Genomic DNA, 25,296 nt, shown 5'->3' with positions numbered 1-25,296 from the left:
GGCTGAGGCAGAAACAGTTGAACAGACTCTTACAGAATATCTCAGCGATATGTATTCAGAAGATGCATTCAGCGGAGAATTCACAAATGACAATACAGTAATCGCAGACGTAACAGAAAGTGCAAGTGTAGGCGATGAGAGCGACGAGATCGCAGATATGACTAATATCCAGGCAATGATACTTGCCGAGAATATGTCAGCATTCAGCAATGACAGTCAGATATCCGACGGTATCAATATCGGCGATATCACAGCAGATACATCTGCACTCGACCAGCTTCTTGTAAACTCATCAGTACAGTAAGTATATTGCATAAAAGAAGCGCAGTTTAACGGAGCAGCTCCCCTTTCGGGGAGCTGCTCAGCCTGCATATGCAGGCTGCTTTTTTGATCGTTATGCGGATATCTGCGTGAAGCATTGAAAAACGGTTGATAATGTGCTAAAATAGATGAGGATTTATAAGATCCGTTTTCTTATGGTATGAATTTTGTACGTTGATGCGTGTTTATTCCACAAAATGGCAAAATATTTGTGATATTATACGAAGCTGGGAATTTCCAAAAAAACTTCAAAAATTCGCGCGTAGTTTTTCTTTCTCATATCGTCTAATAAGTGAAAGCACACGGAAAGCTTTCGGAAAGGAGTACGTCTATGGACAACGGTGCAAGTAGCTACCGCCGTTTTCGTGACGAAGGTGATGTACACGGATTAGATGAGATCATAATAGAATACAGCGACGGCCTGATATTGTACCTGACAAGCATAGTCGGAAATATTCAGACAGCCGAAGAGCTTACAGAAGATACTTTTGTCCTTCTTGGTACAAAAAAGCCGAAGTATAAGGGAAAAAGCTCATTCAAGACATGGCTCTATACAATAGGCAGAAATATTGCGATAGATCATTTACGTAAATATTCAAAGAGAAACTGTATTTCTATTGACGATACACCTGAAATGACAGATGATGAGGCTGCTGTTGAAGAATCTTATATCAAAAAAGAACAGCAGATCATGGTTCATAAGGCAATGCGCAAGCTGCCTCAGAAATATCAGCAGGTGTTATGGCTCATATATTTTGAAGGGTTCAGTGATAAAGAGGCTGCAAAGATAATGAAGAAGAGTCTTCGCGGTCTGGAATCTATACTATATCGTGCTCGAAAATCACTCAGATCACAACTTGAAACGGAGGGTTTTGATTATGTTGAAACATGAGGAAATGATCGAGAATGTACACCGCCGCATAGCTCAATATGAGGAGGAAAAGAAAATGAAACATTCAAAAATCAAAAATATTTTTTCTGCTGTAAAGCCAAACACCAAGGGTGAAGTTAATAAAACCAGTGATGACGGATATATTGAAGTTGTAAGCGGTACGGAAACTATAAAAAGATCATCAAGTATGCTGCGTATGGTAAGCGCCGTTGCAGCTTGTGCAGTACTTGCAGGAGGAATAGGTACAACAGGATTCCTTATGCACAGACAGTCAAAGAATAAGCCAACATCTGAGATCGACAATGTTGTGGCAACCACAACAGCCGCTTCTGAAACATTATGCCCGTTCGGAGATTTTACTGCCCGTGATTTCGTATTTATGAACGATGACGAAAATTGCGGATGCTATTCAAAAGAAGCATACACAAAGATCGCAGAATACCTCAATACATTCAATTGGGGCGAAAAAATAGAAACAAACGAAAAAAATCCTAACACTCAGAGCCCATGTGCAATATACTGGGACGATGAGATAAATGACAGACACGTAATAGACATATATGATGACGGAATGGTATTCTACACCGTTTATCGTGAGCATTCGGACGGAAATGAAGATATCTTTGAAAAAGGCGTTTACAAGATCGACTTTAATAAGTTCGACAGTGAATTAAAGGAAATACTCGAAACTTATGTATATAGTAAGAATATTTCTGAGCAGGATATTACAAATCTTGTTGAAGTAAACCTTGAGAGTGTAAAGCTCTTTGACGGAAACGGCTATGAAATAGTTCCTGTAAATGAAAACAGCAAAGCCGAGTTAGCAGAATTCCTCAGAGGAGACTTTTTAAGAATGTTACAGCCTTCAAAACCGGGCTTGTTGACAGGCGACCCATCGGTATATTCCGTTGAACAGATATTCAATGTTGATGAGAACACTAAGCGCCGCCAGACTTATTACATTTCTGAAAATGGTCATGTAAGCCGCTGCGAGTACAAAACTGATGAAAATGGCGAGTGGCAGCCGGCAGACTGTCAGAATTACTATATAGATTATAACAAGTTTGATGTAAAGATCGTAGAGTTTTTAGAGAATTGCAATACAGAAAAGGTTACTGAAAGCAAGGAAGAGGAGAAGCCTCAGGCTACTACTACAACTACTATCGACGAACGCGGTCAGGATATGTCGCACATTCCTCCTGTTGATTATAATCATGATAATATGCAGGCATACGATGATGACAATATCTACTATTCAACAACAACAGGACTGTATGTATTAGACAGTAATGACAATATTATTGCATCAGGCAAAACACATGATATGGCAAAGCTCAAATCCGCTATAGTTGACAAACTTGATTCTGCTATAAAATCAAATGTTGAATGTGATGCCTTTAGTGATAATAATTCTATTTCCTGTTCTGTATTATGGAAATACAGAGATACTGACGGCAAACTCAAGTATTCAAATTACATAATATATGAAAATGGTCATGTAGTAGTATACTATTATGAATATGGCACCTATCATGATGGAGAAGTAATGAATTGGTTACCTAACGGATTCGATGGCACTGTTGTAAACAATGAGGAATTCAAATCAGAATTTAATGAGTGCTTGAAGAATGCTGCATTATGAACAAAAGAAAACATATATAAATCGACACTGCCTTAACGGTCAATGTCATTAAACAAAGATAAATAGCTGATAAAAGCAACCTGTACGCATAGTGCAGGTTGCTTTTTTGCACAAAATGTCCCCCTCAGAGTTTTCGCACTTTCGTTTTTTTGAGTGCTGCTCCGAGGGGGATCATTTCGGTTGCTATTCGATTTTAAGATCTGATCTGTGACTTTATCTCACAGCCGCCCCATTCAACAACTGTAAAGCCCTTTCTTTCAAAGGTCTCAAGCTGCTGCGGTTCGATCTTGACAGCATTTTCAAGGGGAACATATGCCATAAATATACGGCATTCGCTGTCAGGTGCAGGAGTTATATCCAGCTTAGCGCTGTTTGTATAGGCATCACCCTGGAACGTAATGAGGTTATACGCATTATGCTCCATTAACGGCAGCCAGTATACGATGAACTCGTTCATTTCTTCTTCGGTCAAGCCCATGTATGAGAGCTTTTCTTTGAGGAAACGCTCGGTATCACTGCCCGCAACGCAGAATCCCTTGGAGAAGTCAAATCTTGTGCGGCAGTTTACTGCGTCCCAGAAAAGATACTTATGGTGTGAGCCGTCTGCTTTGTTAAGAAGTGAGCCGTCAGGATATGCCACTACGTCCCAGCCATTGTTATACTTTGGATAGGTCGTGGAAAGGTCAGATTCTGTCAGTTCAAGCTCTACGTGGACATCGGTCTCTGACTCAGGATAAAGGTAGATGACAGGCTTTTTTGCAACTGCCTGGAACTGTATCGTAGGTGTTTTGCCGTCATCTTCGACGGTTTTGATCCAGCCATATTGTCCGTTATGTTCTGTGAACAGCCATGTATTGTTATTTTTCTGATATCCATATTCCGAAAGCCATACGCCATGGTCGATAGTAGCTATTGTTTTGTAGCTTTCATCGGGACCGAGGTACAGTTTCAGACTGTCCGACAAAACAGAAAACGGTGTACCGAATTCGACAGATACATCAGGTTTCACATAGGCTTCTGCATTCTGCTTGACGAGAGCTTTCTTCATGCTTGCCAGGTCGAATACATCGAGCTTGCCGTCAGTGCAGAAGTCAGCAGCCTTCCAGTTGGAAAGCTTTATCTCGGGAGCTGATAACAGCCACTTTTGCAGCAGAACTACATCGGATACGTTGAATTCTCCGTCGTTGTTCACATCGCCTGTGGGAGTGAATTTCAGCCAGAACACAACATTCGCAGCTTTATTGTCGAAGGTCGTCACGGTCATATTGCCATCGGGAATAATATAGCCGCCATGATAGCCCGGACGCGAGTCATCACAGATAAACGAATATCCGCTCGGAAGCGTATCTTTCTCAACTCCAAATGAAAAGCCCTTTGAACCAAATGATCTTCCAAGATCATTGTCTATGATCGTAGGATTTGTTTCCATTTCAAGAATTGGACCTGTGGACACTTCACCATCAGTGAAATTAGTCCAGATATAAGTTATTTTATTATCTGTGAGCATAACAGGCTCACCTGTGTCATGATCAACAAGAGTTGTTCTCAGCTGTCCGGGCAGAAGAATTGTCTGTGCATTATCAAGTATAGCACAGTCGGCAGTCAGAACATAGGGTGTCGGTTCTGATTGATCCGGTCTTACATCAGATGTACGTATCCACGAGATCTTTTCATTGCCGTCTTTTACAGCCTGATACACAAATATGATATCAACAGAACCGTCGTCATACAGCTCAGGCACCTGCATTGTGCAGTCGGAAGCCGTGATAAACTTTATGTTCTCATATTTATTATTGCTGTCAGGTTCCCATTTATCGCCGAACTGTTCTACCTTCATCGTACAGAACACAACATAGTTGTCCTTGACTGAAACTTCGCCGTGCATCTTTTTATATTCGCTGTATTCTGCCATACCGTCAGGTAGCCAGCTGAAGATATCGGTTTCTGTGATATTGAGTTTCTTATCGACAGCAAAGGTATACTCAGCAACAGCAGGTGGCTCCGATTCTTCAACTGAATCTTTGAACTTAACGTGTGGATCAACAAGCGTTAAAGAGATATCTCCCTGTTTCAAAGGCTGATATACGAATACATCGAAGCAGGATTCTGTGTATTCAGAGGTGTATATCTCATGTTTCAGTTTTTGCCCCATATTTTTCGGTGCTTTCAGGTCAAAGCCATAGGTATCCTTACTTGCACCTCTTCTTGCACGGTCTGGATAGACAATACAGATCAGACCGTTTTCAATATGCGTAGCTCCGTAGGTATTGCGGAAATTTACGGCTGAATCAAAATCGGTCGGTATCCAGTCGGGGAGCTTAGCGAGTGCGCCTGTATTCTCTGCAAATACAGTTGGCGGAGCAGACAGAGCGGAAGTAAATGTTAGCGGAGTGAGTGCGGTCGTTGCTGCGATAATGGCAGCGGTTATTCTGGTTAGCTTCATAAAATCACCTCATTTTTTTTAGCAGCATACGGCGATATCTCTTTAAATGGAAAAGATTACCGTTTCTGGCTTGTGTCTGATTTAACGTATGAGGGGGGGAGATGTGCGGATGAAATCGTAAACTTTTTGTGAATATATATTTTGATGACGCAGAGAGGATAATAATAAAATTTGCACCTCATGAATTTGGTAGTGATTATTATTCGTCCAAACACAGGATACTATTGTCATGTCTGACGACTTTGCAGGGAAAATACAGACTGACAGTCTTGAATATTGCAGCTTGCTTATCGGTACACTCTGATACGAGGGTGTACAGGATTTTTGCCCTTGTTATTATGTGCAGCTATGAATAATGATAAAACAGCATTTGCAAAGGCTCTTTTGGAATATCAGTATGAGTTTTATGACTCTCATATCTGGTTCGTAAATAACAATGAAGTTTTAAATCAGGCTGAACAAGAACTTGTCGGAAATGATTATGGACTGAGTATGTATAAGAACGTGACAAAGTCACAGAACGGCTCTGAATAATAAAGTATAATAAAGATACAATAAAACAGAAAGGAAGTATCAATATGTCAGTTATTAATGTCACAAAGGATAATTTCACAGAGGTAAGAGCAAGTGAAAAGCCTGTTCTTCTGGACTTTTACGCAGACTGGTGCGGACCTTGCAGAATGGTATCGCCCATTGTTGACGAGATAGCAGAGGAGCACAGCGAATTTACAGTCGGAAAGGTAAATGTTGATGCTCAGTCTGAGCTTGCCGCAGCATTTGGAGTTTCAAACATACCTATGCTTGTGGTAATGAAAGGCGGCAAGGTGACTGCACACGCTGTGGGAGCACGTCCGAAATCAGCTATACTGGATATGTTAAAGGGTTAAATCACGCAGACGCTTCTTATCAAGTATTTTGATGCCCTTGCGTGATACTTCAACGATACCCTCATTAGCGAAGTATTTCAGCATTCGTGACACGACTTCCCGTGCCGAGCCGATGTACTTCGCTACCTGCTCCTGCGTGAGATGTATAGTGTCCGAGCCTGTTCGCAGAGCTTCATCGTGAAGAAATATCGCAAGACGCTTGTCAAGGCTCATGAACATTATCTGCTGCATTACCCACATAACGTCGGAGAAACGTGAAACGGCTGTTTCAAGGGAGAATATCTTTATCTCGGGATTACGCTCCGATACCTGCTTGAAAGCATGACCGCTGATGATACAGCATTCGCTGTCATCCTCAGCGTCAATGGCGACTTCAAAGGTTATGGACTGCAAAACGCACGAGGCAGAGAGCATACACATATCCCCCTTGTGCAGGCGGTACAGAGTTACGTCTTTGCCGTCCTCTGACATGATATAAACGCGGAGACTTCCGCTGCGCACGAATATTACTCCCGAGCATTCGCTGCCGTTATGCAGGTTAGTACCTTTTTTGTATTTTTTTATCGTGGAATTATCACAGATAAATGTGCGGTCATCAGCTGATATTTTGTCCCAGAACGGGAATGATCCACTATATATTTCTTCAAACATAAAAATTTCCCCTTTCGGAGGTAGAAAAATGAAAACTATTATCATTGGCGGCGTTGCAGGAGGAGCTTCCGCAGCCGCAAGACTGAGACGATTAAAAGAAAATGATGAGATAATCATTCTTGAGCGCGGAGATTATATCTCCTTTGCAAATTGTGGTCTGCCGTATTTTATCGGCGGCGAGATAACTGACAGGAATATGCTGACATTGCAGACACCCGAGGGCTTTCGCAGGCGATTCAATATTGATGTGCGGGTAAAGAGTGAAGCGGTGAAGATATCTCCCGATACTCATACAGTTACCGTGCGCAATGTCGACACAGGTGAAGAATACGAGGAAGCTTTCGACAAACTCATACTCTCACCGGGAGCTGAACCCATTCGCCCCAATATCAGCGGCATGGATCTTTTTCATGTATTCACGCTGCGCAATATTCCTGATACCATGAAGATCAAGAGCTTCATTGACAGCAGCAAGCCAAAGAGAGCTGTAATTGTCGGCGGCGGATATATCGGAGTAGAAATGGCTGAGAATCTCGTAAATGCAGGTCTTGAAGTATCAATAGTAGAGCTTGCAGATCATCTTATCGCACCTCTTGATGCAGACATGGCAGCCGATGTTCACCGTTATATAAGGAGCAAAGGTATAAAGTTGTTCCTTAACAACGGAGTTACGGAGATAACCGCTGATAAAGTCATTCTGCAAAAGGGGAGTATCGAAGCCGATATGGTGATAATGTCAGTGGGAGTTCGTCCTGAAACTTCTCTTGCCAAGGAATGCGGTATTGCGCTTAACTCGCGTGGAAGCATAATCGTAAACAGTCATATGCAGACAAACTATCCTGATATTTACGCTGTCGGTGATGCAGTCGAGGTAAAGGACTTCGTAACAGGCGCGGCTTCGTTCATACCTTTGGCAGGCCCTGCAAATAAGCAGGGAAGAATAGCATCTGATAATATCGCCGATATTCCCTCAGAGTACACAGGTACTCAAGGCTCGGCAGTGCTGAAGCTGTTTGATATGACAGTTGCGACTACAGGTCTTAATGAAAAGAGAGCTGATGCTGAAGGTATTGACTACGATAAGACGTATACCTATTCTGCTTCTCACGCATCATATTATCCCAATGCGACGAATATGTCAATAAAGGTATTGTGGGACAAGAAAACTCATAAGCTGCTTGGAGCTCAGATAGTAGGCTTTGACGGGGTAGACAAGCGTATGGACGTACTTGCGTCAGCTATCCGCTTCGGCGCAAAGGTAACTGATCTGAAAGAGCTTGAACTCTGCTATGCTCCGCCGTTCGGAAGTGCAAAGGATCCTGTGAATATGGCTGGATTCATTGCTGAGAACGTTATAAACGGAACAGTTAAGCAGTTTTTCTGGCACGATGTTGAGAAACTTCCGAGGGACGGAAGCGTTTCTCTTCTTGATGTCAGGACCAAGACCGAAATTGCCAGAGGAATGATAGACGGCTTTATCAATATTCCTCTTGATACTCTGCGCGATAACCTTGACAAGCTTCCAAAGGACAAGCCTGTATATGTTCACTGTCACAGTGGTCTGCGCAGCTATATAGCCTGCCGTATTCTGAGCGGAAACGGATATGACTGCTATAACCTTGCAGGCGGTTGGAGGTTGTATGAATCGGTCATAAATGATCGGACAGTACCGGAATATGTCTGTACTGAATGCAAATAATGTTTCAAGAAGTGCCTCCTCGGAGGCACTTTTCATTTATAACGCTCTTTCTATCCATTCCATAAGTACATCGACGATATATGCCTGTTCTGTCTGTGTAAGTACCTTTCCTGAGGGGATCTTATGCCATTTTTCAAGGCAGCCGCGGCAGCAGCAGGCGGCTGCGTGTTGAGCTATGAAAACAGGGTGTCCTTTCATAGGAGTCTGCTTGCCGTCATTTTCGGGATTTTCAGGAGACAGGCGCTTTTCAATGAAGTCCTTTGCATGGCTTCGGATAGTATCCATGCCTTTTTCGCTGATATACGCCTTATCCTTTTCGGTTAGGTGAAAACGGCTCCTGAAATCGGAACGGCTCAGTCCCGCGAAAAGCTCATTCCTGTCAGGCAGCTGATACTTTATCGCAGCTCCCGAATTACAGCCAGGTACATAGCTGTATCCCGACTTTTGAGCCTGTGAGCTATGAAGTTTTCGCTCCAGACGGTATACCTTTCCTTCTTTGATAAATACAGCACCTGTCTGTCGGAAAGTGAAGGGAATGCCGCGACGTATACACTGACGGCGCAGTTCCTGTATCCAGCGCAGGTCGCAAGGTCGCGCATTGTTTCCAGATTCACCGCCGCAGCAGACGTGTTCTATCAGGTCTGAGGAAAGATACTTTTCGATATTTATCTCTTCGAGCATGGGCTCAGAGATTATCTCCCTGTGCTTTATTGGGAGCTTTAAGAATATCGGGAGCCTGTAGTCAGCTCTGTCCTGATTTTCGCAGGTGCAGCATATCGTTACATGATCCCAGCCGTCGCCCCAGTCAGGCGGTATGCACTCAGCAAAACGATCAATCCTTTTTGTAATTATATAGAATTGCAGATCGCATCGCTTTCGTATCATATCCCAGCAGCCCTGTCGCCATGGGTCTGCATCTTCGAGGAAGAAATCCGATGTCATACAGGTGAATACCACCCCGTCATCAGAAGTAAGTTTATACTGTCCCTGACGATTCTTTTTCATTGGCAGGTCATAGTCACCTGTTTTCGATACGATAGAAGCGTCTTTGCCTATACTTTCGTCGCGGCGATAAACATAACAATTCCCACATCCCTGACTTATTTTGTGGCAGCCGTGCCACGGATTCCATATTGTCATGCTTGACTGCTCCTTTTATAAGATGTTTTGCATTCATTATAGCATACAAATATTGCGGATTCAAGTATTTTTGACTCCCACGGGATCAAAGAAAAACACGGCTCTCCTTATCTGGAGAACCGTGCTTTTGTTTTAGCTTGCGTTTGTAATTAATGTCGGGAAAACTTTAGCATTTGTATAAACAACGTAGTCACTAATGCCGCTGTTTTCTACAGCTTTTTCCTGATTTGTTTTAGTATCAGTATAGATCAGCTCTGTTCTTAGTGTAACCATATAGTTTGCATATTCATAGAATCCTGTACCTGTTTTAGCACTGAGATCAACACCGATAGAATAGATATTATCCTCAACTGCACATTGATCTATGGGAATATCCACAACAAGCGATGATGAATTGGCGCTGATAGTATGCGTTACGCCTTCACCGTTAGTTCCGTATGCTGAACCTGATGTTATCAGAACACTTGAATTCAGATATGTCAGCAGATCACTCACTGAAACATATTCTACTCCTGTAACAACACCATTTGCAATAGTATCTGTTTTTTTGCTTAACGAAATTGTTAATCGCAGCATTTCTGCTTTACTCAGATCAGCTTCTGAGATAGCTGATACATTATACTTTGCTTCTGTGTTGATCTGCATATATTGCTGCTGATAGCAGTTGGACTTATAACCGTTTATACCCAACCTTGACTGATTCTGACTCATATTACCGATATTATCACTATCATCAAGTTCGGTTACAGCGGTATAATCAAGCTTTGCAGAGTTGACAGCTTCTCTGTAATAATAGTGGCTGTCTGCTGCAAAAGGAACAGACATACTTGAGTATGCTAATTTGTTTTCATCATACGCAAGATTTGATGTTGCTGAAACATTTACGCCTATCGTTCCCTCGGAATTTTTCTGAGGGAATTCAGCTTCAAGTTTGCTTTCTTCAAAGTTCATCGCAATATACGAATATACGACTAAAGGCTGTCCATTAGTCGAAGCTGTAATAAGATCGCTCATGATTTCAGCAGTTTCAATATTCAAATAGTTCGTCTGAAGGTCTTTTTTCAGTACTGAAGAACTGTTTTCATTTGCGGGAGAACCGATACTGTATGTAGCTGTAATTCTGCTTGTATTGTCGCTGTTTCCAAGACCGATGATATCATTTAATACTTCTGTTTCGGAATACCTGTTTAATTTCAGATCAAAGGAATGATAGAGATCAACGCCATTGAGATATGTTCTTGCATAGGCATTATTAATAGTTATCGAAGATGATGTATTAACATAGATCGTTTTATTTGATGCGTTGATCTGTTGATCGTCGGGGGCTACAGTCAAACGGTTGGAGGTTTCCTGCGTGTAAAGGTCCGCAGCAATAACAGTATATATATTCTTTTCATTTACCTTAGCTATTTTTGCTCCGGTCAGCTCAGATGGTGCTTTGATCTGATAGAAGTACAGATCAGCAGAATTGGGTATATACATACTGATGTAATAATCTTCATTAAGAACATAATCATCTGCTACAGAAAGATTATATTTTGCAGTATTTCCATTAGCATATTTATAATACTTGATTTGATCGCCCTGTATCTTGTATACATCATAATCTGATGCAGAACCGTCTGTATACAGGAGTTCTCCGTTTGTGCTTTCTATAATACTTCTTGCGATAAGAGCATTGAAATTGCTGACTGTAAACGAATTATTGCTGCCGTCTTTAAATTTACTCAGGTCTATGATCCAGCCTTCCTTATTACTGTTTGCGGAATCATAATAAGTGTCGAAAGAATTGAGGTTTTCAACATAGTACTCTCGGTCAGCATTTCCATTTGGATCAACAAGGATCATATATGTATTCTGAGGAAGTCTGTTGAATGATGTACTGGTCGCATCTGTTTTAAAAACGACCCATTTATTGTTGTTCCATTTTAAATCATTGCTGCTGAGCAGCATATTTATATCCTCTGCCTTATATGAATAACGAATATACTGTGTGATCCATGTATTAAGGCTGTCAACGTGCTTGCCGTTAGCTGTCATAAGACCTGAATAATCATTTGTTTCTGAATTATTCTTAACAGAATAAGTGCCTGTTCTGACCGCTGAACGGAAATCGACCTCGATCTGCTTTATGGTGTACACAGGAACATAGAGGTGATATGCGATCTTTGACTTATCAAACGGGTCTTTGAACTGAACATCAACAAGAGTAAATGTATCAATATTATTATTTGAATCAGCATAACTGCCATTCAAAGCAAATTTGCCGCCTGAAAATGTTAAACCGTGATTTGCAGCCGATGTGTCTATTACAAAATCATTTCCGTTAAACTTACAGGTCTGTATGTTTATAGAATAATAGTCGCTTGAAGCTGTATAATCTGTTGATGTATTTGTGACAAGCTGAATATAGCTGTTTATGAGATTGGTCGTCTCATCAGTTGTCTGATTAGCGATTACTACTACCGCAAAGTCTGCGACTCCTGTCGGAAGACTGCCTTTTTCGGTCCTGTAAGTTGAGATCTTATCTCCATCGGTACCGGGTGCAACTTTAAGATAGTCTTCAATTGTTTTATTGTCATAGATCACAACTGTTTTATCGAAAGTAGTATAGCGTCTTGTATTGGATGTGTCGCTAAGATCAGCATATATCTTAGCTGCCATAGTTTTATCAGCTGTTTTTCCGTTGAATCCGGTTACGCTGCTGCCATACAATACTGCACCGTCGCCGGAGATGGTCTCATTAGCACCTATATCGGACTGAGGGTTGATATTTATATAAGGATATTTAGGCATATCAACGTGTGTAGAAGAACTGTAGTTAAAGCCTGAAATATCTGTGGGATAATTGATCGTGCTCTCATTTGTTACAGGATCAGTCGTTTCTGTGCCTTTACATTTGCCCGTATAGTCGGCAAATACGAAGGAGGCTGTACCAAGAGTAGCACTATTTCCTACATTTTTTGTAAAACCTGTACCATAGATCGCAAGACCAGCAAATTGAATACTTGTTTTCTTGGACGATGTATCATCAGGCGCATAACCAATCCATGCTCCCATCTTTGTGCCTGCGTTTGATGATATTGTGTTGAGCTTGATGTTATATCCCAATAATTGGTTATCGTTCTTTTGCTCAATCTTACCAATAATACCACCGGCATAATTACCGCTTGCACCAATGAGGCAGTTTTCAACTGAACTATCATGAATATAGCAGGTTACACTATCATTATCAGAGCTTGCATTACCAATAAAACCTCCTACATAACTTTGAGATGCTGTTCCTGCTGTGATGTCATAATTTGAAATAGAACAGTCTCTTATCAAAACATTGTGTGTGACCTTGTTGTTATCCTTATTTGTGTAAGGATATAGTTTACCTACAAATCCGCCTGCATATCCTGTGTTAAACACATTATTAGCATAAATTGTATTATGTGCAGTTGATGAACCTAACAGTTTACAGTTATCCAAAGTAATTGAATACGTTGTCCAGTGTGAATCCCATTTACCGCCATAAAAGCCACCTACGAAACTTCCATTGAGGTTTATTTCTTTAACAGTACTGTTTTTAAATACTGCAACACCGGTCTTACCACCACTGGCCTGCGACTGCATAGCACCAACTAAGCCGCCTACAAAGCGTACTCCATTTCCGCCGATAGTGACATTTGTATTAGGTGATGATTGTAATTTCATATCATACACACGACAGCCGTCACCGGCAAAGCCAACAAGACCGCCTGCAGCTGCTCTGTATGTTGCTGAAGGATTTTGGAATTCAAATGCTTTGATTGTAACTGTAGAATAGTTATTCAAATCATTATTACTGTCTTCTAATGATGTTCCATAAATGATAGCTTTACCACCAAAGATTTTACCAATTAAACCGCCAATTGCATTTCTTGATTTTTCAACATTATCCTGATCGGAAGAAGAAACCATCTTAACAGATAATCCTTCAGCAGAGCATTGACGGAGAGTAACATTTATAGAAGTACTATTGATTCCTGAATATCCTAAAATACCTCCCACAACACACGAACCACATACAGACAGATTGTTTAATGATATTTGATAAAAACGTAAATATAATCCTCCTCTGCATTCACCGACAACGCCGCCTACGCTAAGGAATTTTGCTTCGCTATTTGCAGGAATAGTGTCTTCTTGTGATGAGGTATTGTAGCCATTTTTATATATTTCAGTATTTACAGAACCACTTATTGTAAAATTGGAAATATTGCTATTTGCATTTCTGGTTATTATGCTATCAAACAGTCCTATGCCATGATTAAGATTTTCTTGATTAACATTATAGGTTGCAACTTCTGATTGAACTGATTGGGTTGCGGCATTTCCTTTGTGAAGTATAGAGAAATAATTATCTGTTCTGTATCTGTTTAAATAAATATCCTCATCAATAATACAGCCCTTTCCATCAAACAAGTCAACTTTTACACTGTATCGGTTTTGATAGTAATTGCTATCTGCATTATCATAATACCCCACACTACCAAGTCCTCTGAAACTATCAGGAAGTTGATAGGTATATGAATCTACAGAGTAGATCGTCTTTGCATTGAGGTTGATGTCATAATATCCTTTTGTACTTGTAACGCAGCGTGCATTATGGTTAGTGCAGTAGCGGTCAATAATGTACGGAGTTGCGTAATTTGATGTAGTATCATTGCCTGCAAGTGCAAAATCAGGATCACTGTTCTCGGTTGCGGTTCCAACATTTGTATAGTCGGCATTACGGCTCATACCGTAGACCGTAGAATTTGTGCCATAAGATAGGGAATTGATATAACCTGTATTCGCACCCTGAGACGTTCCGGCACAGGACTGCGTGATAAGTGAAAGAATAAAGAAAGCCTGAGAATTCGGGATATTTATCGTTCCGTCGGAAGATGTGCTTGAAGGCACTGCGCTGACATCGAGTTTATTGGTTTCATTCTTGTTGATGTCTGCTATGGAATAATGCTTTGTACCGTTTTTCAGTGTGTGGAGTTCAGCGCCTGTTCTTGCTGTTCCTGAATTAAAACCTCCATCATTATGGTATTTTCCATTTTCTGATGTAGAGAATCGAGTGGTCTCATTGACTGCATAGCCATTGATAACTCTGCCTACAATGGGATTAACATAAATAGCAGCCCAATCCGCTTGCTTGTCATTATCAGCAAGATTTTCAGATTTTCCTGTGTATTTTACGTTTAGTCCTGAGTTATTGACCTTCAATTCTGTCGAAGTTGCACTGGTAGTAGCTGTCATATTCTTGAATATTACTCCTCCGAACACGACAACGCCCACATATCCGCCAACAGGTACGATAGTTCCTTTACTGCCGCTAAGTGTAATGGTTGAATTGCTATATGTTACGTAGCTGTTGTCTATTATGTTATCTCCGCCCATAACTTCGCCGAAGATACCGCCATAATACTTACACAAATGATAATATCCGAAGAACGCATTGTTGTAAGCGGCGTTTGCCTGACTTAGCGTTATATTACTGGACACAGTTATATTTAAGTCTTTGACAACGCTGCCGTTGGAAACGTTTATGAAAGGATTCGCACTTCCATTTGTTATCCTTGCCTTGTGTGTAGGAGCGTTTTCGGCATCGCTGTCAGGAACATCAGCACCAACGATAACGCCGCGAAAAGCATAGTCACCATTTGCTGTAACATTTGAATTTTCTGTTGCCAGACCAAGCCCCACATAACTATTGGTTAGCTCAATATCATCAGTGATCATATAATATGCACTTGCAAGATACTTACGGACATTATTTCCATTCCATGTGTAAGAACCCTTAACATAATCATCTCCGCTTGCCTTGAAAGCTGCGTGGTAATCTGTTCCGCTATGCCAGCGATTTCCTGATATAATGTCATCACTGTCAGGAGTTTTTGGCAGAACTACTTCTTTCAGGTCATTAGTATCACCGCTTGCAATAAACTTTGCTACAGCTTCAAAGACCTTCGGATCACTTATCAAATAGGGATCGTTATAAGTTCCGCAGCCGCTGCTGAGAGATACGGACTGAACATTGACTTTCAGCTCACGCTTAAAACAGCCGTTTGCATCTGTAGTATCACTGTAAGGTGTTTTGACGTAAGGCAGAAAACCTGCCGCAAAATCGTATACCTCTGATCTGGCTGTACTATTAACAGGATTAACATATTCGCCATTCGATGCTCCTGATTCAGGGGAGTATTTCTGTTCTTCATCAACATACTCCAAAGAGTTCTTGATCTCCGCACCATAAGTTACTTCTCGTGGAGTGTTAGTTCCCCAGTCATCGGATTTTGTGAAATTGTATTCGAGCTTTGCACTTTGATCGGTATTGATCTCTGCCAGCAATGTAGAGGCTGAGAATATAGAATTGTATGTTTTGTAAGCATTGTAAAGCTCCTGAGCATTTAAATTTGCATCAGACTTAGTTTTATCTCTGCCGTCGAGTTTTATTTTTGAGAAGATGATTGTAATACCTTTACCTGAAGCACTTCCGATAAGGCTATTGGCAACATTATCTGTTGTTCCTGATGCAGAATATGCTGAACCTGTAGTAGAGGAATATTTATCTGTATTGCTTAAATTCTTTATTGTAACAGAAGGCGGAGCAGCCAGATCGTCTGTTCTGCGAATATTATTTATCAGCAGATAGCCGCTTGTGTAAGCAGAAGCACCGTTCATAGGCTTTATACCGTCAAGTATGATCGAACCTGTATTACAGAGGAAAGTACCCTTCATCGTTCCGCTTATGATAACACCCAGATGACTGCTGTCCTCCATGAAGGTACCGCCAAGAGACAGTGTTCCCGTTACAGTCAGGGACTTTCCGCTCGGCTGATCTATAAACAATCCCGAATGCATAAGATAGTGCTGGTTTGCCGCAGCAGGATCGCGGACATAGCTGTCTGTAGGATTAGCAGTTCCGAACAGACCTTCGGCAGTTCCTCTTACACCGTTATAATCAAAGGTAATAGTCAGATTTCCTATTGTATAGTTTTCATTTGCACTTGCAAGGGGATAGAATGACAGTCCTGTCAGATCAGCTGTTCCGCTGAGTGTCGTATTAAGTGATGTGCCGAATTCGCTTTTGATACCCGAATATGCATACTTGCTCAAGCTCCACAATACAAGGTTTTGTCCGCCGTCTGAGGAACTCATTTTATCAATATTATAGTAGTATCTTGAATTGGAATTTGCGCAGGCATCACCTGTTTTCAATCTGTTCTGATAAGTGCCTGTTTGATTGATGTTAACGAGTGTGCCATTTCTCGTTGCGTTCATATTGATCGAGATAACACCGGCACCGCCCTTGATAACTTCGCTTGGATTCATTGCGGAATAAGCGGCGATTTCGTCAAAAACTCCGACAGCAGAGGAAGGAGCTGCACAGGTCAGCGAATAACCGCTGTTCAAAACATCGAGGTACAGACCTCCGCTGTAAGTTGTTTTGCCGTCTTTAGTTTCGCCGGCAAAAGCTCTGTTTACGATCATGCCAAGTGAAGCACCGCCGCCCGAGGACATAGTAAGTCCGTTGATAGCAAGTGAATTGACGACCATTTTTCCTGTTGAGCTGTAAAGCATAACGCCGACATTTGCCGCAGCCGAATTATTGATAGTACCGCTTGCTGTAACGCCGTTTATGTTAGTGGTGGTGTTCAGCCATGAATAGCCGAGAAAGCCGCCGCCATTTGTGCTTGCAGCATTTCCTATCGTACAGCCGCTGATTGCAAGGTTGTTGATATTCACCTGACGAGCGGAGTAACTTCCTACATTTATAATATGACCGATAAGACCTCCGCCGTCGCTGTTTGAACCAACGGCAGTTATGCCTGTTATGGAAGTGGTCAGGCTGTCGGTCAGCTTGTTATTATTATCGCCAGCTGTTCCTATATTGACCGTGAATGATCCTGCTGTGATCTTTCCGATAGCACCGCCGTAAACATTCCAGCTTTCATGGGAGCCGCTGAGATTGAAGGTCGCACCGATAGAGCTGACACCGTTTATCGTAATAGTGCCGTTTGTTCCCACGAAGCCGATATAACCGCCGATATTCTTTCCCGCAGCTTCCGTTCCTGTAACTTTGGAGCTTTCATTATAGTTTACTGTTTCATTTGCAATGACTTTTGTCAGCGTGACATTGCCGCCGTTGCGGGAAGCTATTCCGCCGATATTCATTCCATCAACGCAGTTGTTTACATTGATCGTACCTGTAACAGTAAGTTCCTTTACCGTTCCTGCGAGAACTGCGAACAGACCATTATGCTGATGACGGTATATCTGACCAACACCCTCGGCAGTAGAAGCAGAGGTAACTCCGCTGCCATACTTTTCGCCTATAGCAAGGGTTATCGAGTGATCGTTTCCGTCGAATGTTCCTGTAAATGTTCCGATATCCGAAACAGCGCCGCCATCGCGCATGAAACCTGTAATGCCCGTTCCGACAAGAGAAATATCATTACTTAAGGACAGGGAATTACTCGCAAGGAGCGTTGCTCTTGTATTGCCAGAACCAGAAGTAAACAGCAAGCAGTCATAGCCACTGCCCTGATTGAGCTGAATATTAAGAGCTGTTCTGATGAAGTCGTCGGTACTGCCCATAGAAGTCTTTGCGGCAGCAATTGTTGCTGTGTGGGCTGTGCTGTTGAAATAAACAGTATTTGATGAACTGCTGTCATCTATTCCGCGAACCACCTCGCCCCATGTACCGAGGTCGTCTGTTTTAGCACCGCTTGAACGTACAAATGTCCAGTTGCCGGACGTGGGGGCGTAAACAAGAACGTTGTCATTATTGCCGACAAGCTGTCCGCAATTAGCTGCGCTTGCAGGCTTTGCGCCGGTCATGGTAGTCGTTCCGCTAAGTCGCAGTACGCCCCTGTTAAACAGACCGACAAGACCGCCGCCCTTAAATTGCTCATTGCCTGTATTTAAAGTAAAACTGTCAAGATCAACAAATACGCCGTTACCTGCCGATGCTGCACCAACAAGACCGCCGAAATAAGCTGATGAAGTCGTGCCTTTTGCAGTTACGCTTATTGTACCGACAGTCTTCACATAAGCAGCAGAGTCAACAGTTCCTATTGCTCCGCCGAAAGCACTGTAAGCAGCATTTGCATTTGCTGTCAGTGTCAAATTATCAAGGATCAGACTGTTCGCAAGTGCATTAGTGGTGTATTTTCCTGCGATTCCGCCGAAATATCCGCTTTTAGCACCCGTTGTTCCCGAATTTGCCATGAGTGTTCCTGCGTTGCCTGTATTTTTTATTGTCAGAGATAAAGATGCTGCGGAGGCATCTTTGATATTTTCAAGCACACCGAAAACACCGCCGCAATACGTTCCGTCTGCGGTAGCAGTATTATTGTAATTTGCCAGATCAAACTCTGTCGTATAGTTGGTATAGTGTCCGAACAGTCCACCCGCACCGCTGAAGCCTTTAATACTTCCGCTGACAGGAATTCGTGAACCTGTCTGATTATCTATCGCTGCCTCCGAAGTCAGTTCGCCTACAAGACCGCCTGCATAATCAGATGCTGACTCAGCATTAAGTGATACGGACGGCATTGCCTTGACAGTCAAGGTCGATGAGCCATTCATAGTACCCACAAGACCGCCTGCGTTGCCGCCTGATGAAGTAATGGCATGACCGCTTGCTGCGGAATAGGTCAGTTCTATTGATGAGCCGCTTTGCATCGTTCCGCAGATCTCACCTGCATCAGAAGAAGATGCGATATCAGCAGATGAATTGTTCGTATAATTCAGTTTTACAACGGTATTACTTTCAGTTTCTCCAATAACACCCGAATAGGTCTTAGCGTTTGAAGTATTCAATTCGATCTGCCATTGAGCCGACGATTTTCCTTCTCTTGTATCATGGCGTACATGGTCTGCCAGAAGAGGGGAGCTCTCGCTTGCGCCAACATTTGACAGCCTTTTGATAACAAGATTTTCCGCAGCTCCTGTTGCATCGACCAGAAGTTCTACCGAATCATATACATAATTGAACAAAGCTCTGTGAGCGTTGAACTGATAGTTCTCGCCACCAAATCTTAGCATTCCGCCGAACGGAGAATCGGAAGTACCCAATCCGACGAAATCGTCCGATAATTCGCTGCCGCCGACGAAACCGATTATCAGAGTATCATTGCAGTGTGAGGCTGCAAAGCCGTCTGTATTGCTATAATGCCAGCAGTAATCTATAAACAGGGATGTGTCACCAAAAGAAATAGTATAATTATTTGCAGCTGAATTATATGCAACATAGCTATTAGCGGTGTTTTCAAATTCTTCTGCACCCGTAGTCGGAGCATAAGTCGGAGAAGCTCCAAATGTTAATGCTTTGAAATGTGCAAGACCGTCCGCAGAAATTTCATCGGCAGGCAGGAATTCTGCTGCTTTTGCTTTCAGAGAGATCAAAGGCGATATTATACCTGACAGTTCTCCTAACGGAAAAGCATTAGTTATTATAGCAAAGGCAGTTGTGAGACTTATTATCCTTTTCTTTGCTTTTTTATTGAAAGATAATTTCATATTATCACCACTCTTGTATTCACGGAAAGTTCTTTATGGAATATCGGCTTATAATCATTGGATTTATGTGTTGAAGAAGCAGTCGATATATTTTGTCGCTGCATTGTCACCCGTATAGGAAACTCCCGTAAGAGAGTCCGATGCAGTCTTATATAGCTGTAGTTCATATCTGTTTTTTGAGTTGACAGCTCCGACGCTGAGAGTTATCTTGCTCCAGCCGACATATTTTCCGTCATATTTTTCGCTTCCGTACTTCGTATCAGATCCTGCGATCTCTGTGGGAGTATTCCTGCCGACAAATGTATTGCCTGAAAGGGACTCGTTGAAGAAAAATTCGTTTATATTGAATTTGCTTGGATCCCATAAGATATCGACCGTTCCCTCGCCGCTGCCTGTAATAACATAGTTATAGAAGTCATAATCAACGGCAGCACAGTCTGTTTCGATAAATGTTCCTGTCCATGTGGCTGTATTTGATGAAGATGCCGCACCATACAATCTTGTTTCGATAGTCCTGAGTGTGGTCGGAGGTGTCGGAACTGCCCAAACATGGACAAAAATGTCAGTGTCGGGATCATTGATTGAAGAACTGTCTATTTCAACTTTATACATATCGACAGAAGACTTCTGAGGTGCAAGAGTATCAGAATCCAGATTTACTGTAAAGCCGTTGTTGGGAGTAAAACCGTTCGCTGATCTTGCAACTGCTCCTGTTGCATCGTCCTCTGTTTTGTATATAAAGTATAATTCAGCTTTTCCTAAGTAGCTGTCATATTTGGCTTTCTGCTCAGCATTTGTTTGATCCAGAGCAGCGAGATATGTTGCCAGATTAGTATGATTTTCTCCCACTTGAAGTTCAGCGTGAAGTGTGTAGCTGATAGTTGAAGGGTTATATATAGTCGGCTTGTCCTGATCGAAATTACATACTGTAATGCTGTATTCAGCCGAAGAAAGCCGTCTGCTCGAAATATCTGGGCGCATACAGTTTGATGAGAACATATCAACAGGTGAAGCCTGTGTCGAAACAACGCGTTTTACAGATGATACCTCTGTATAGATCGAATAGGTCACATAAACGCCGCCTGAGATCAACAGAATGGCTATCAGCCAAACTCTCGTCCAGTGCTTTCTTAACGTTTTCAGTATTTTTTCCATGATCTTCACCTCGTTTTCATCAGCCTGTGCTTCGGCTTGCTGTGATATAGATAATATCTGTTTCTTTGTTGTTTTCCGCCTTATTCCAGTTGGTAAAATTCGTTGCTGAGTTTTCATGATCCCACTCTATTTTCAGAATGAAGTAATCATGTGCTTCCTCGCCCTTCTCGGTCGGCGTTATAGTTTCCGATTGCAGATACACGGGAACTGCATATATTTCAGGTTCATCGTTTTCGTCCTCATAGGTCTTGATATAGCAGGCATCTCCATTTTTTGCGATTTGTCTGCCGTAATATACTTCGTTTGTTTCATCTCCGTTAAGAGCTGAAAGAGTGACTTCTTCACCGATCTGATAATAGTAGTTTCTGCCGTTTGTTGTAGGGTCATCAGGATCCTTATAAATTGGTTTATATGCAACAGTATTTGTTCCGGCTGAATCGACCTCTGTTGCTTTATATATTGAATACTTGAACGGGATATTTGTTGTATGTGCAAGCTGTAGCTTATATGGTATCCTATAGTCACCTGCACTTACGCTGAATACACGATATTCAGGTTTTGAGACATTATTTGCTGTGTCATACATATCTTCAATACTGATATCGCTGAGTTCAAAATTTATAATAGAATGATAGTGACCGGCTCTTATGTCGAGATTTTCGGGTTCTTTTATCTTTGTCATAGTCTCCATTTTGTTCTCGCCTGAAAACCAAGCCCAGACAGGCATTCCTATTAAAAAGGAGATAGTACAAAGTGATGCAAGTAAGAACTCTATTTTCTGACTTGTTTTCATTTTTCTGAATTTTTCGAGAATTTTATTCACTTGTATCACTCCCCGGAGGAAGACACTTGCGAAACAGATAATTTTAACAGGATAAAATCGACACCCATTCCAATATCATTATCTGCCTGATCGTAGTAATCTCCGTATTTATCATAATCTGTAACTATTGTTGCCTCAGAAAGCATCGCACTCGTATTAGCAGGACGGTTCACGCCCTTACAGTAATAATCGGGAAAAGTCCTGATATTGTCAACGACTTCGTTATAAGCATTTGTGCCTGATGATTCGCTGTATGGAGTCTTGTTTGTAAAAGGCGCTTCGGTAACAGATATTTTTGTGCAATCTCTTGCGTCAATAACCTTACTTAGAGTTGTAGGCCAGATCCAGTATATATCAACTTGCGTAGGAGCATCATTAGCCTTCTTCGTGTATGTTTTTTGGCTTATAACTCTCTGCATATCTTTATTTGAGAGGATAGGTTTGCTGTAAATGAAATTATCCTCAGATGTACCTGTTCTTTCTTCAAATAGAAGAATATGACCGTTAAGGAATACAGCAGGCGACTCATCGGAATCGAGCAGTTTCATCTTATCTGCTGAATTTGCAGCATCTTTATCATACTTATACCCGAATATTTCAAAGTTAAAGCTAAGATCAACAGAGTTGACCAACGGTTTTACATAAAATGAGACCATTCCATAAGAGCCGGGTTTAATGCCCGGGTTTTCTGAGGTATCATTATAATTTCCCATATTATTGGCATCAACCATTTGCCAGACTACGGCGGAGGAATCCGCCACCAAACGATGATAATCGGCATAGTATTGACCGTTAGAACCATTTTCCAGCACCAGTATCTCATAATCGGGACCTCTTGCGGCTATGGACATTCCCGAGCCTTTTACGTCGGTGTTCATTGTGAACCAGCTTATTGTATTAAAGACGATCATGATAACAATGAAAATGCAGACTATAGCGAACTTTATAATGGCTGACCTGCGGATATTTCTTATATCTTCATCAGAAAAGGCTGATATGTTGTCTGATTTATGTTTTTTCATACTGCCTCACCTCGTAGATACATTTTACATAAAACAAAAAATAATTATCTCAAAAGCATAGTTATCCATATTGATTATAACATAAACCTAAAGTTTATACAAGCAGTTTCACTAAAAGTTTACAATATATGCTAAAATAAACTATTAGTATTATACACCAAGAAAATAACTTGCTGCATCAGTGATCTCAGAAAAAACCATGAATAAAAAAGAAGGCAGCACAAGCTGCCTTCCTGATATATCATGTGTTGTTATTTTCCCTCTTTCATTCTGCGCTTTTTGACGTACATACGCTCATCGGCGAGCTTTTCTGCGGCTTCCAGCACATCTTTTTCGGGGATATATTCCGCGTAGCCGTAAGCCAGTTCAAGCGGTACAGGTGGGTCTTCCTTCTGGTTGTACTTTGCAGCAGCCTTTTCAAGCTTGTCGAGAGCCTGTCTGACAGCAGATTCGTTGGTATTGACCGCAATGACGATGAATTCATCGCCGCCTGTTCTGTAGCAGGTGCCGATATCCGAGAAGCTTTCGCGGATAGAGTCAGCGGCTGCGATTATGTGTTTGTCGCCTTCGGCATGACCGTATTTATCGTTGACTGTTTTCAGGTAGTTGATATCCAGCTGAACGATGAAGCAGGGCTTCTTTTCGCTGCTTATTGCAGTTTCCTTCTCGTGGAAAGCAGCACGGTTGGCGAGCTCGGTAAGTCCGTCGGTGTAAGCCATTTTCTCCATGAGTTCAGCTCGTTCGCGTTCAACAGCAAGACGGCCTCGTTCCTTTATAAGGTATGCGCCTTCAAGGAAGATGAAGATGAGCACACCGAGCTTTGTGTACGGACTTGCACCGTATGATCCGTTCTTGTCCGTCCAGAAGCGTACAAGGTCTATGCTGACACCAAGCAAAGCCGCGGTCATACCTAACAGCGTCATCTTTATGAAGAATTTATTCAGGCTCTTTCTGCGGATAGCCTTTACCATAAGCAGGATAACCATGACCATTGCCACACCTATATTAATATGTGACAATATGAGCATATCATGCGGGTCGAATATGCCGAAGCACGAAAGGAGCATATTAGCTCCGAGATTAAGCGCAATGAGTACGACCATTGCAGGCAGGAACTTCGTGTGCTTGTTTTCGGTCGCGCTTGCCATGAAGGATACAGGCGGATAAGCGATAAAAATAAGGCACAGATAGCTGAGCATTTTCACCATCTCAGGGTGATTGGTAAAGGTCTGAAGAAGATATGTGTCGTTTGACGACCATGTACCTACCAGTATTGCAAATGAACTGAGCGAGAAGAAGTTCAGCATTTTGCTTTCGTTCAGTCTTCGTGTGGTCAGACCCATTATCATCATGACTATTCCGAATGCGACGATGATGATGCACAGGAAGAAATTAAACATACCCTGATGGTATACGTCCGCAATGAATAAGGCAGCATCTTCGATACAGATAGACGATATATTCGCAGTTTTATCCTTGTAAATAGGGTGCAGCGTCAATGTGATCTCTGATGCATCGGTAGGTATGGAGACCATATGTACATACATACCGTATGACGCGCCGAAGATAGGCGCCTGTACAGGTGCATACTTGTAGGCAGTCTGACCGTCAAATGCTATTTCGAGCCATGTATCGGAGCTTTTCAGGCAAATGCTCTGATTATACTTTTGGATATCCTTAATGCTTTGCGTCAGAACAAGATCACCTTTTGGCAGGTTGTGTATTGAGATTGCCTGTCCGTCCTGACTGATCCAGCCTTTTGTCATATCTATAACTTCATTATCGGGGTGGCTGCTTGGCGGACAAAAGAAGATATACACAAATATAACAATGAAAAGCGTCAGGAACGGCGTAGCTATGTCTGACAGCATAAGCAATCCGGAATGAGATGATTTTTTCATAGTTCCTCCAAAGATTTCCAGTATATAGCCGTTTATTACCGTGAAATATATGTGATCCCTCAAAAGGGGGATTTTTATCATATTAATTGTATCATATTTTTACTGAAAAATCAATGAACAATAAGTAAAAAACTAACGGCAATCACCAAAATTGGTTGCACCTTTGTTGAGCGTGATG

14 protein-coding genes and 1 pseudogene are annotated in these 25,296 nt (G+C 41.9%); 6 read left to right on the top strand and 9 right to left on the bottom strand.

Annotation, left to right across the window (positions count from 1 at the left end; all coding sequences use genetic code 11):
* The 3 genes from K6G33_RS07965 to K6G33_RS07955 form a co-directional block, all read left to right on the top strand.
* Window positions 1–304 (top strand): hypothetical protein (locus K6G33_RS07965; protein ID WP_296778089.1); only part of this gene is annotated, 304 nt, incomplete at its 5' end.
* A gap of 348 nt (window positions 305–652) precedes the next feature.
* Window positions 653–1,213, top strand: coding sequence for an RNA polymerase sigma factor (locus K6G33_RS07960; RefSeq protein WP_296778086.1), 561 nt, complete (start codon window positions 653–655; stop codon window positions 1,211–1,213).
* A gap of 55 nt (window positions 1,214–1,268) precedes the next feature.
* Complete coding sequence (locus K6G33_RS07955) at window positions 1,269–2,855, top strand: hypothetical protein (protein ID WP_296778084.1); 1,587 nt, start codon at window positions 1,269–1,271, stop codon at window positions 2,853–2,855.
* Between the two features lie 193 nt (window positions 2,856–3,048).
* On the opposite strand, the gene K6G33_RS07950 is transcribed toward K6G33_RS07955, so the two are convergent.
* Window positions 3,049–5,298: a dockerin type I repeat-containing protein gene (locus K6G33_RS07950; RefSeq protein WP_296778081.1), complete on the bottom strand. Its 2,250-nt coding sequence runs from the start codon at window positions 5,296–5,298 to the stop codon at window positions 3,049–3,051.
* 348 nt (window positions 5,299–5,646) lie between these two features.
* Between K6G33_RS07950 and K6G33_RS07945 the strand changes: the two genes are divergently transcribed.
* Window positions 5,647–5,832: a hypothetical protein gene (locus tag K6G33_RS07945; protein WP_296778080.1), complete on the top strand. Its 186-nt coding sequence runs from the start codon at window positions 5,647–5,649 to the stop codon at window positions 5,830–5,832.
* Window positions 5,833–5,876: 44 nt separating this feature from the next.
* Window positions 5,877–6,185, top strand: a complete 309-nt coding sequence (trxA, locus tag K6G33_RS07940) for a thioredoxin (protein ID WP_296778078.1) — start codon at window positions 5,877–5,879, stop codon at window positions 6,183–6,185.
* Here the strand turns inward: trxA and K6G33_RS07935 are convergent.
* The gene (locus K6G33_RS07935) at window positions 6,174–6,836 is read right to left on the bottom strand and encodes a Crp/Fnr family transcriptional regulator (protein ID WP_296778077.1); all 663 of its coding nucleotides are present in this window, start codon (window positions 6,834–6,836) and stop codon (window positions 6,174–6,176) included. The genes trxA and K6G33_RS07935 overlap by 12 nt on opposite strands.
* Before the next feature lie 28 nt (window positions 6,837–6,864).
* On the opposite strand from K6G33_RS07935, the gene K6G33_RS07930 reads away from it, so the two are divergent.
* Entirely contained in the window at window positions 6,865–8,535 is a 1,671-nt protein-coding gene (locus tag K6G33_RS07930) for an FAD-dependent oxidoreductase (RefSeq protein WP_296778074.1), read from the top strand.
* Between the two features lie 36 nt (window positions 8,536–8,571).
* On the opposite strand, the gene K6G33_RS07925 is transcribed toward K6G33_RS07930, so the two are convergent.
* From K6G33_RS07925 to K6G33_RS07895, 7 genes and pseudogenes are all read right to left on the bottom strand, one after another.
* The gene (locus K6G33_RS07925) at window positions 8,572–8,922 is read right to left on the bottom strand and encodes a DUF4186 domain-containing protein (protein WP_296778092.1); all 351 of its coding nucleotides are present in this window, start codon (window positions 8,920–8,922) and stop codon (window positions 8,572–8,574) included.
* Between the two features lie 51 nt (window positions 8,923–8,973).
* Window positions 8,974–9,675 (bottom strand): annotated as a pseudogene (locus tag K6G33_RS07920) (DUF5131 family protein); the annotation flags it as partial.
* Between the two features lie 132 nt (window positions 9,676–9,807).
* Entirely contained in the window at window positions 9,808–20,217 is a 10,410-nt protein-coding gene (locus tag K6G33_RS07915) for a hypothetical protein (RefSeq protein ID WP_296778072.1), read from the bottom strand.
* A 63-nt stretch (window positions 20,218–20,280) separates the two neighbouring features.
* The gene (locus K6G33_RS07910; protein ID WP_296778069.1) at window positions 20,281–21,372 is read right to left on the bottom strand and encodes a hypothetical protein; all 1,092 of its coding nucleotides are present in this window, start codon (window positions 21,370–21,372) and stop codon (window positions 20,281–20,283) included.
* Between the two features lie 19 nt (window positions 21,373–21,391).
* Complete coding sequence (locus K6G33_RS07905) at window positions 21,392–22,195, bottom strand: hypothetical protein (RefSeq protein WP_296778067.1); 804 nt, start codon at window positions 22,193–22,195, stop codon at window positions 21,392–21,394.
* A 5-nt stretch (window positions 22,196–22,200) separates the two neighbouring features.
* On the bottom strand, window positions 22,201–23,217 hold the full coding sequence (locus K6G33_RS07900; RefSeq protein WP_296778064.1) for a hypothetical protein: 1,017 nt from the start codon (window positions 23,215–23,217) through the stop codon (window positions 22,201–22,203).
* A 251-nt stretch (window positions 23,218–23,468) separates the two neighbouring features.
* Window positions 23,469–25,118, bottom strand: coding sequence for a GGDEF domain-containing protein (locus K6G33_RS07895; protein WP_296778061.1), 1,650 nt, complete (start codon window positions 25,116–25,118; stop codon window positions 23,469–23,471).
* Between the last annotated feature and the right edge of the window lie 178 nt (window positions 25,119–25,296).

It is taken from the genome of Ruminococcus sp. (genome assembly GCF_024691275.1).
In the GTDB taxonomy this organism is placed as follows: Bacteria; Bacillota; Clostridia; order Oscillospirales; family Ruminococcaceae; genus Ruminococcus.
The sequence above is the reverse complement of the archived record's forward strand: the minus strand, read 5'-3'. Positions and strand labels throughout refer to the sequence as shown.

What these genes read in the sequence shown, in the direction of transcription:
- K6G33_RS07930 (WP_296778074.1), top strand. Translation starts at nt 6,865, where the DNA reads ATGAAAACTATTATCATTGGCGGCGTTGCAGGAGGAGCTTCCGCAGCC.
- K6G33_RS07960 (WP_296778086.1), top strand. Translation starts at nt 653, where the DNA reads ATGGACAACGGTGCAAGTAGCTACCGCCGTTTTCGTGACGAAGGTGAT.
- K6G33_RS07910 (WP_296778069.1), bottom strand. Translation starts at nt 21,372, where the DNA reads ATGGAAAAAATACTGAAAACGTTAAGAAAGCACTGGACGAGAGTTTGG.
- trxA (WP_296778078.1), top strand. Translation starts at nt 5,877, where the DNA reads ATGTCAGTTATTAATGTCACAAAGGATAATTTCACAGAGGTAAGAGCA.
- K6G33_RS07895 (WP_296778061.1), bottom strand. Translation starts at nt 25,118, where the DNA reads ATGAAAAAATCATCTCATTCCGGATTGCTTATGCTGTCAGACATAGCT.
- K6G33_RS07950 (WP_296778081.1), bottom strand. Translation starts at nt 5,298, where the DNA reads ATGAAGCTAACCAGAATAACCGCTGCCATTATCGCAGCAACGACCGCA.
- K6G33_RS07955 (WP_296778084.1), top strand. Translation starts at nt 1,269, where the DNA reads ATGAAACATTCAAAAATCAAAAATATTTTTTCTGCTGTAAAGCCAAAC.
- K6G33_RS07915 (WP_296778072.1), bottom strand. Translation starts at nt 20,217, where the DNA reads ATGAAATTATCTTTCAATAAAAAAGCAAAGAAAAGGATAATAAGTCTC.
- K6G33_RS07945 (WP_296778080.1), top strand. Translation starts at nt 5,647, where the DNA reads ATGAATAATGATAAAACAGCATTTGCAAAGGCTCTTTTGGAATATCAG.
- K6G33_RS07935 (WP_296778077.1), bottom strand. Translation starts at nt 6,836, where the DNA reads ATGTTTGAAGAAATATATAGTGGATCATTCCCGTTCTGGGACAAAATA.
- K6G33_RS07900 (WP_296778064.1), bottom strand. Translation starts at nt 23,217, where the DNA reads ATGAAAAAACATAAATCAGACAACATATCAGCCTTTTCTGATGAAGAT.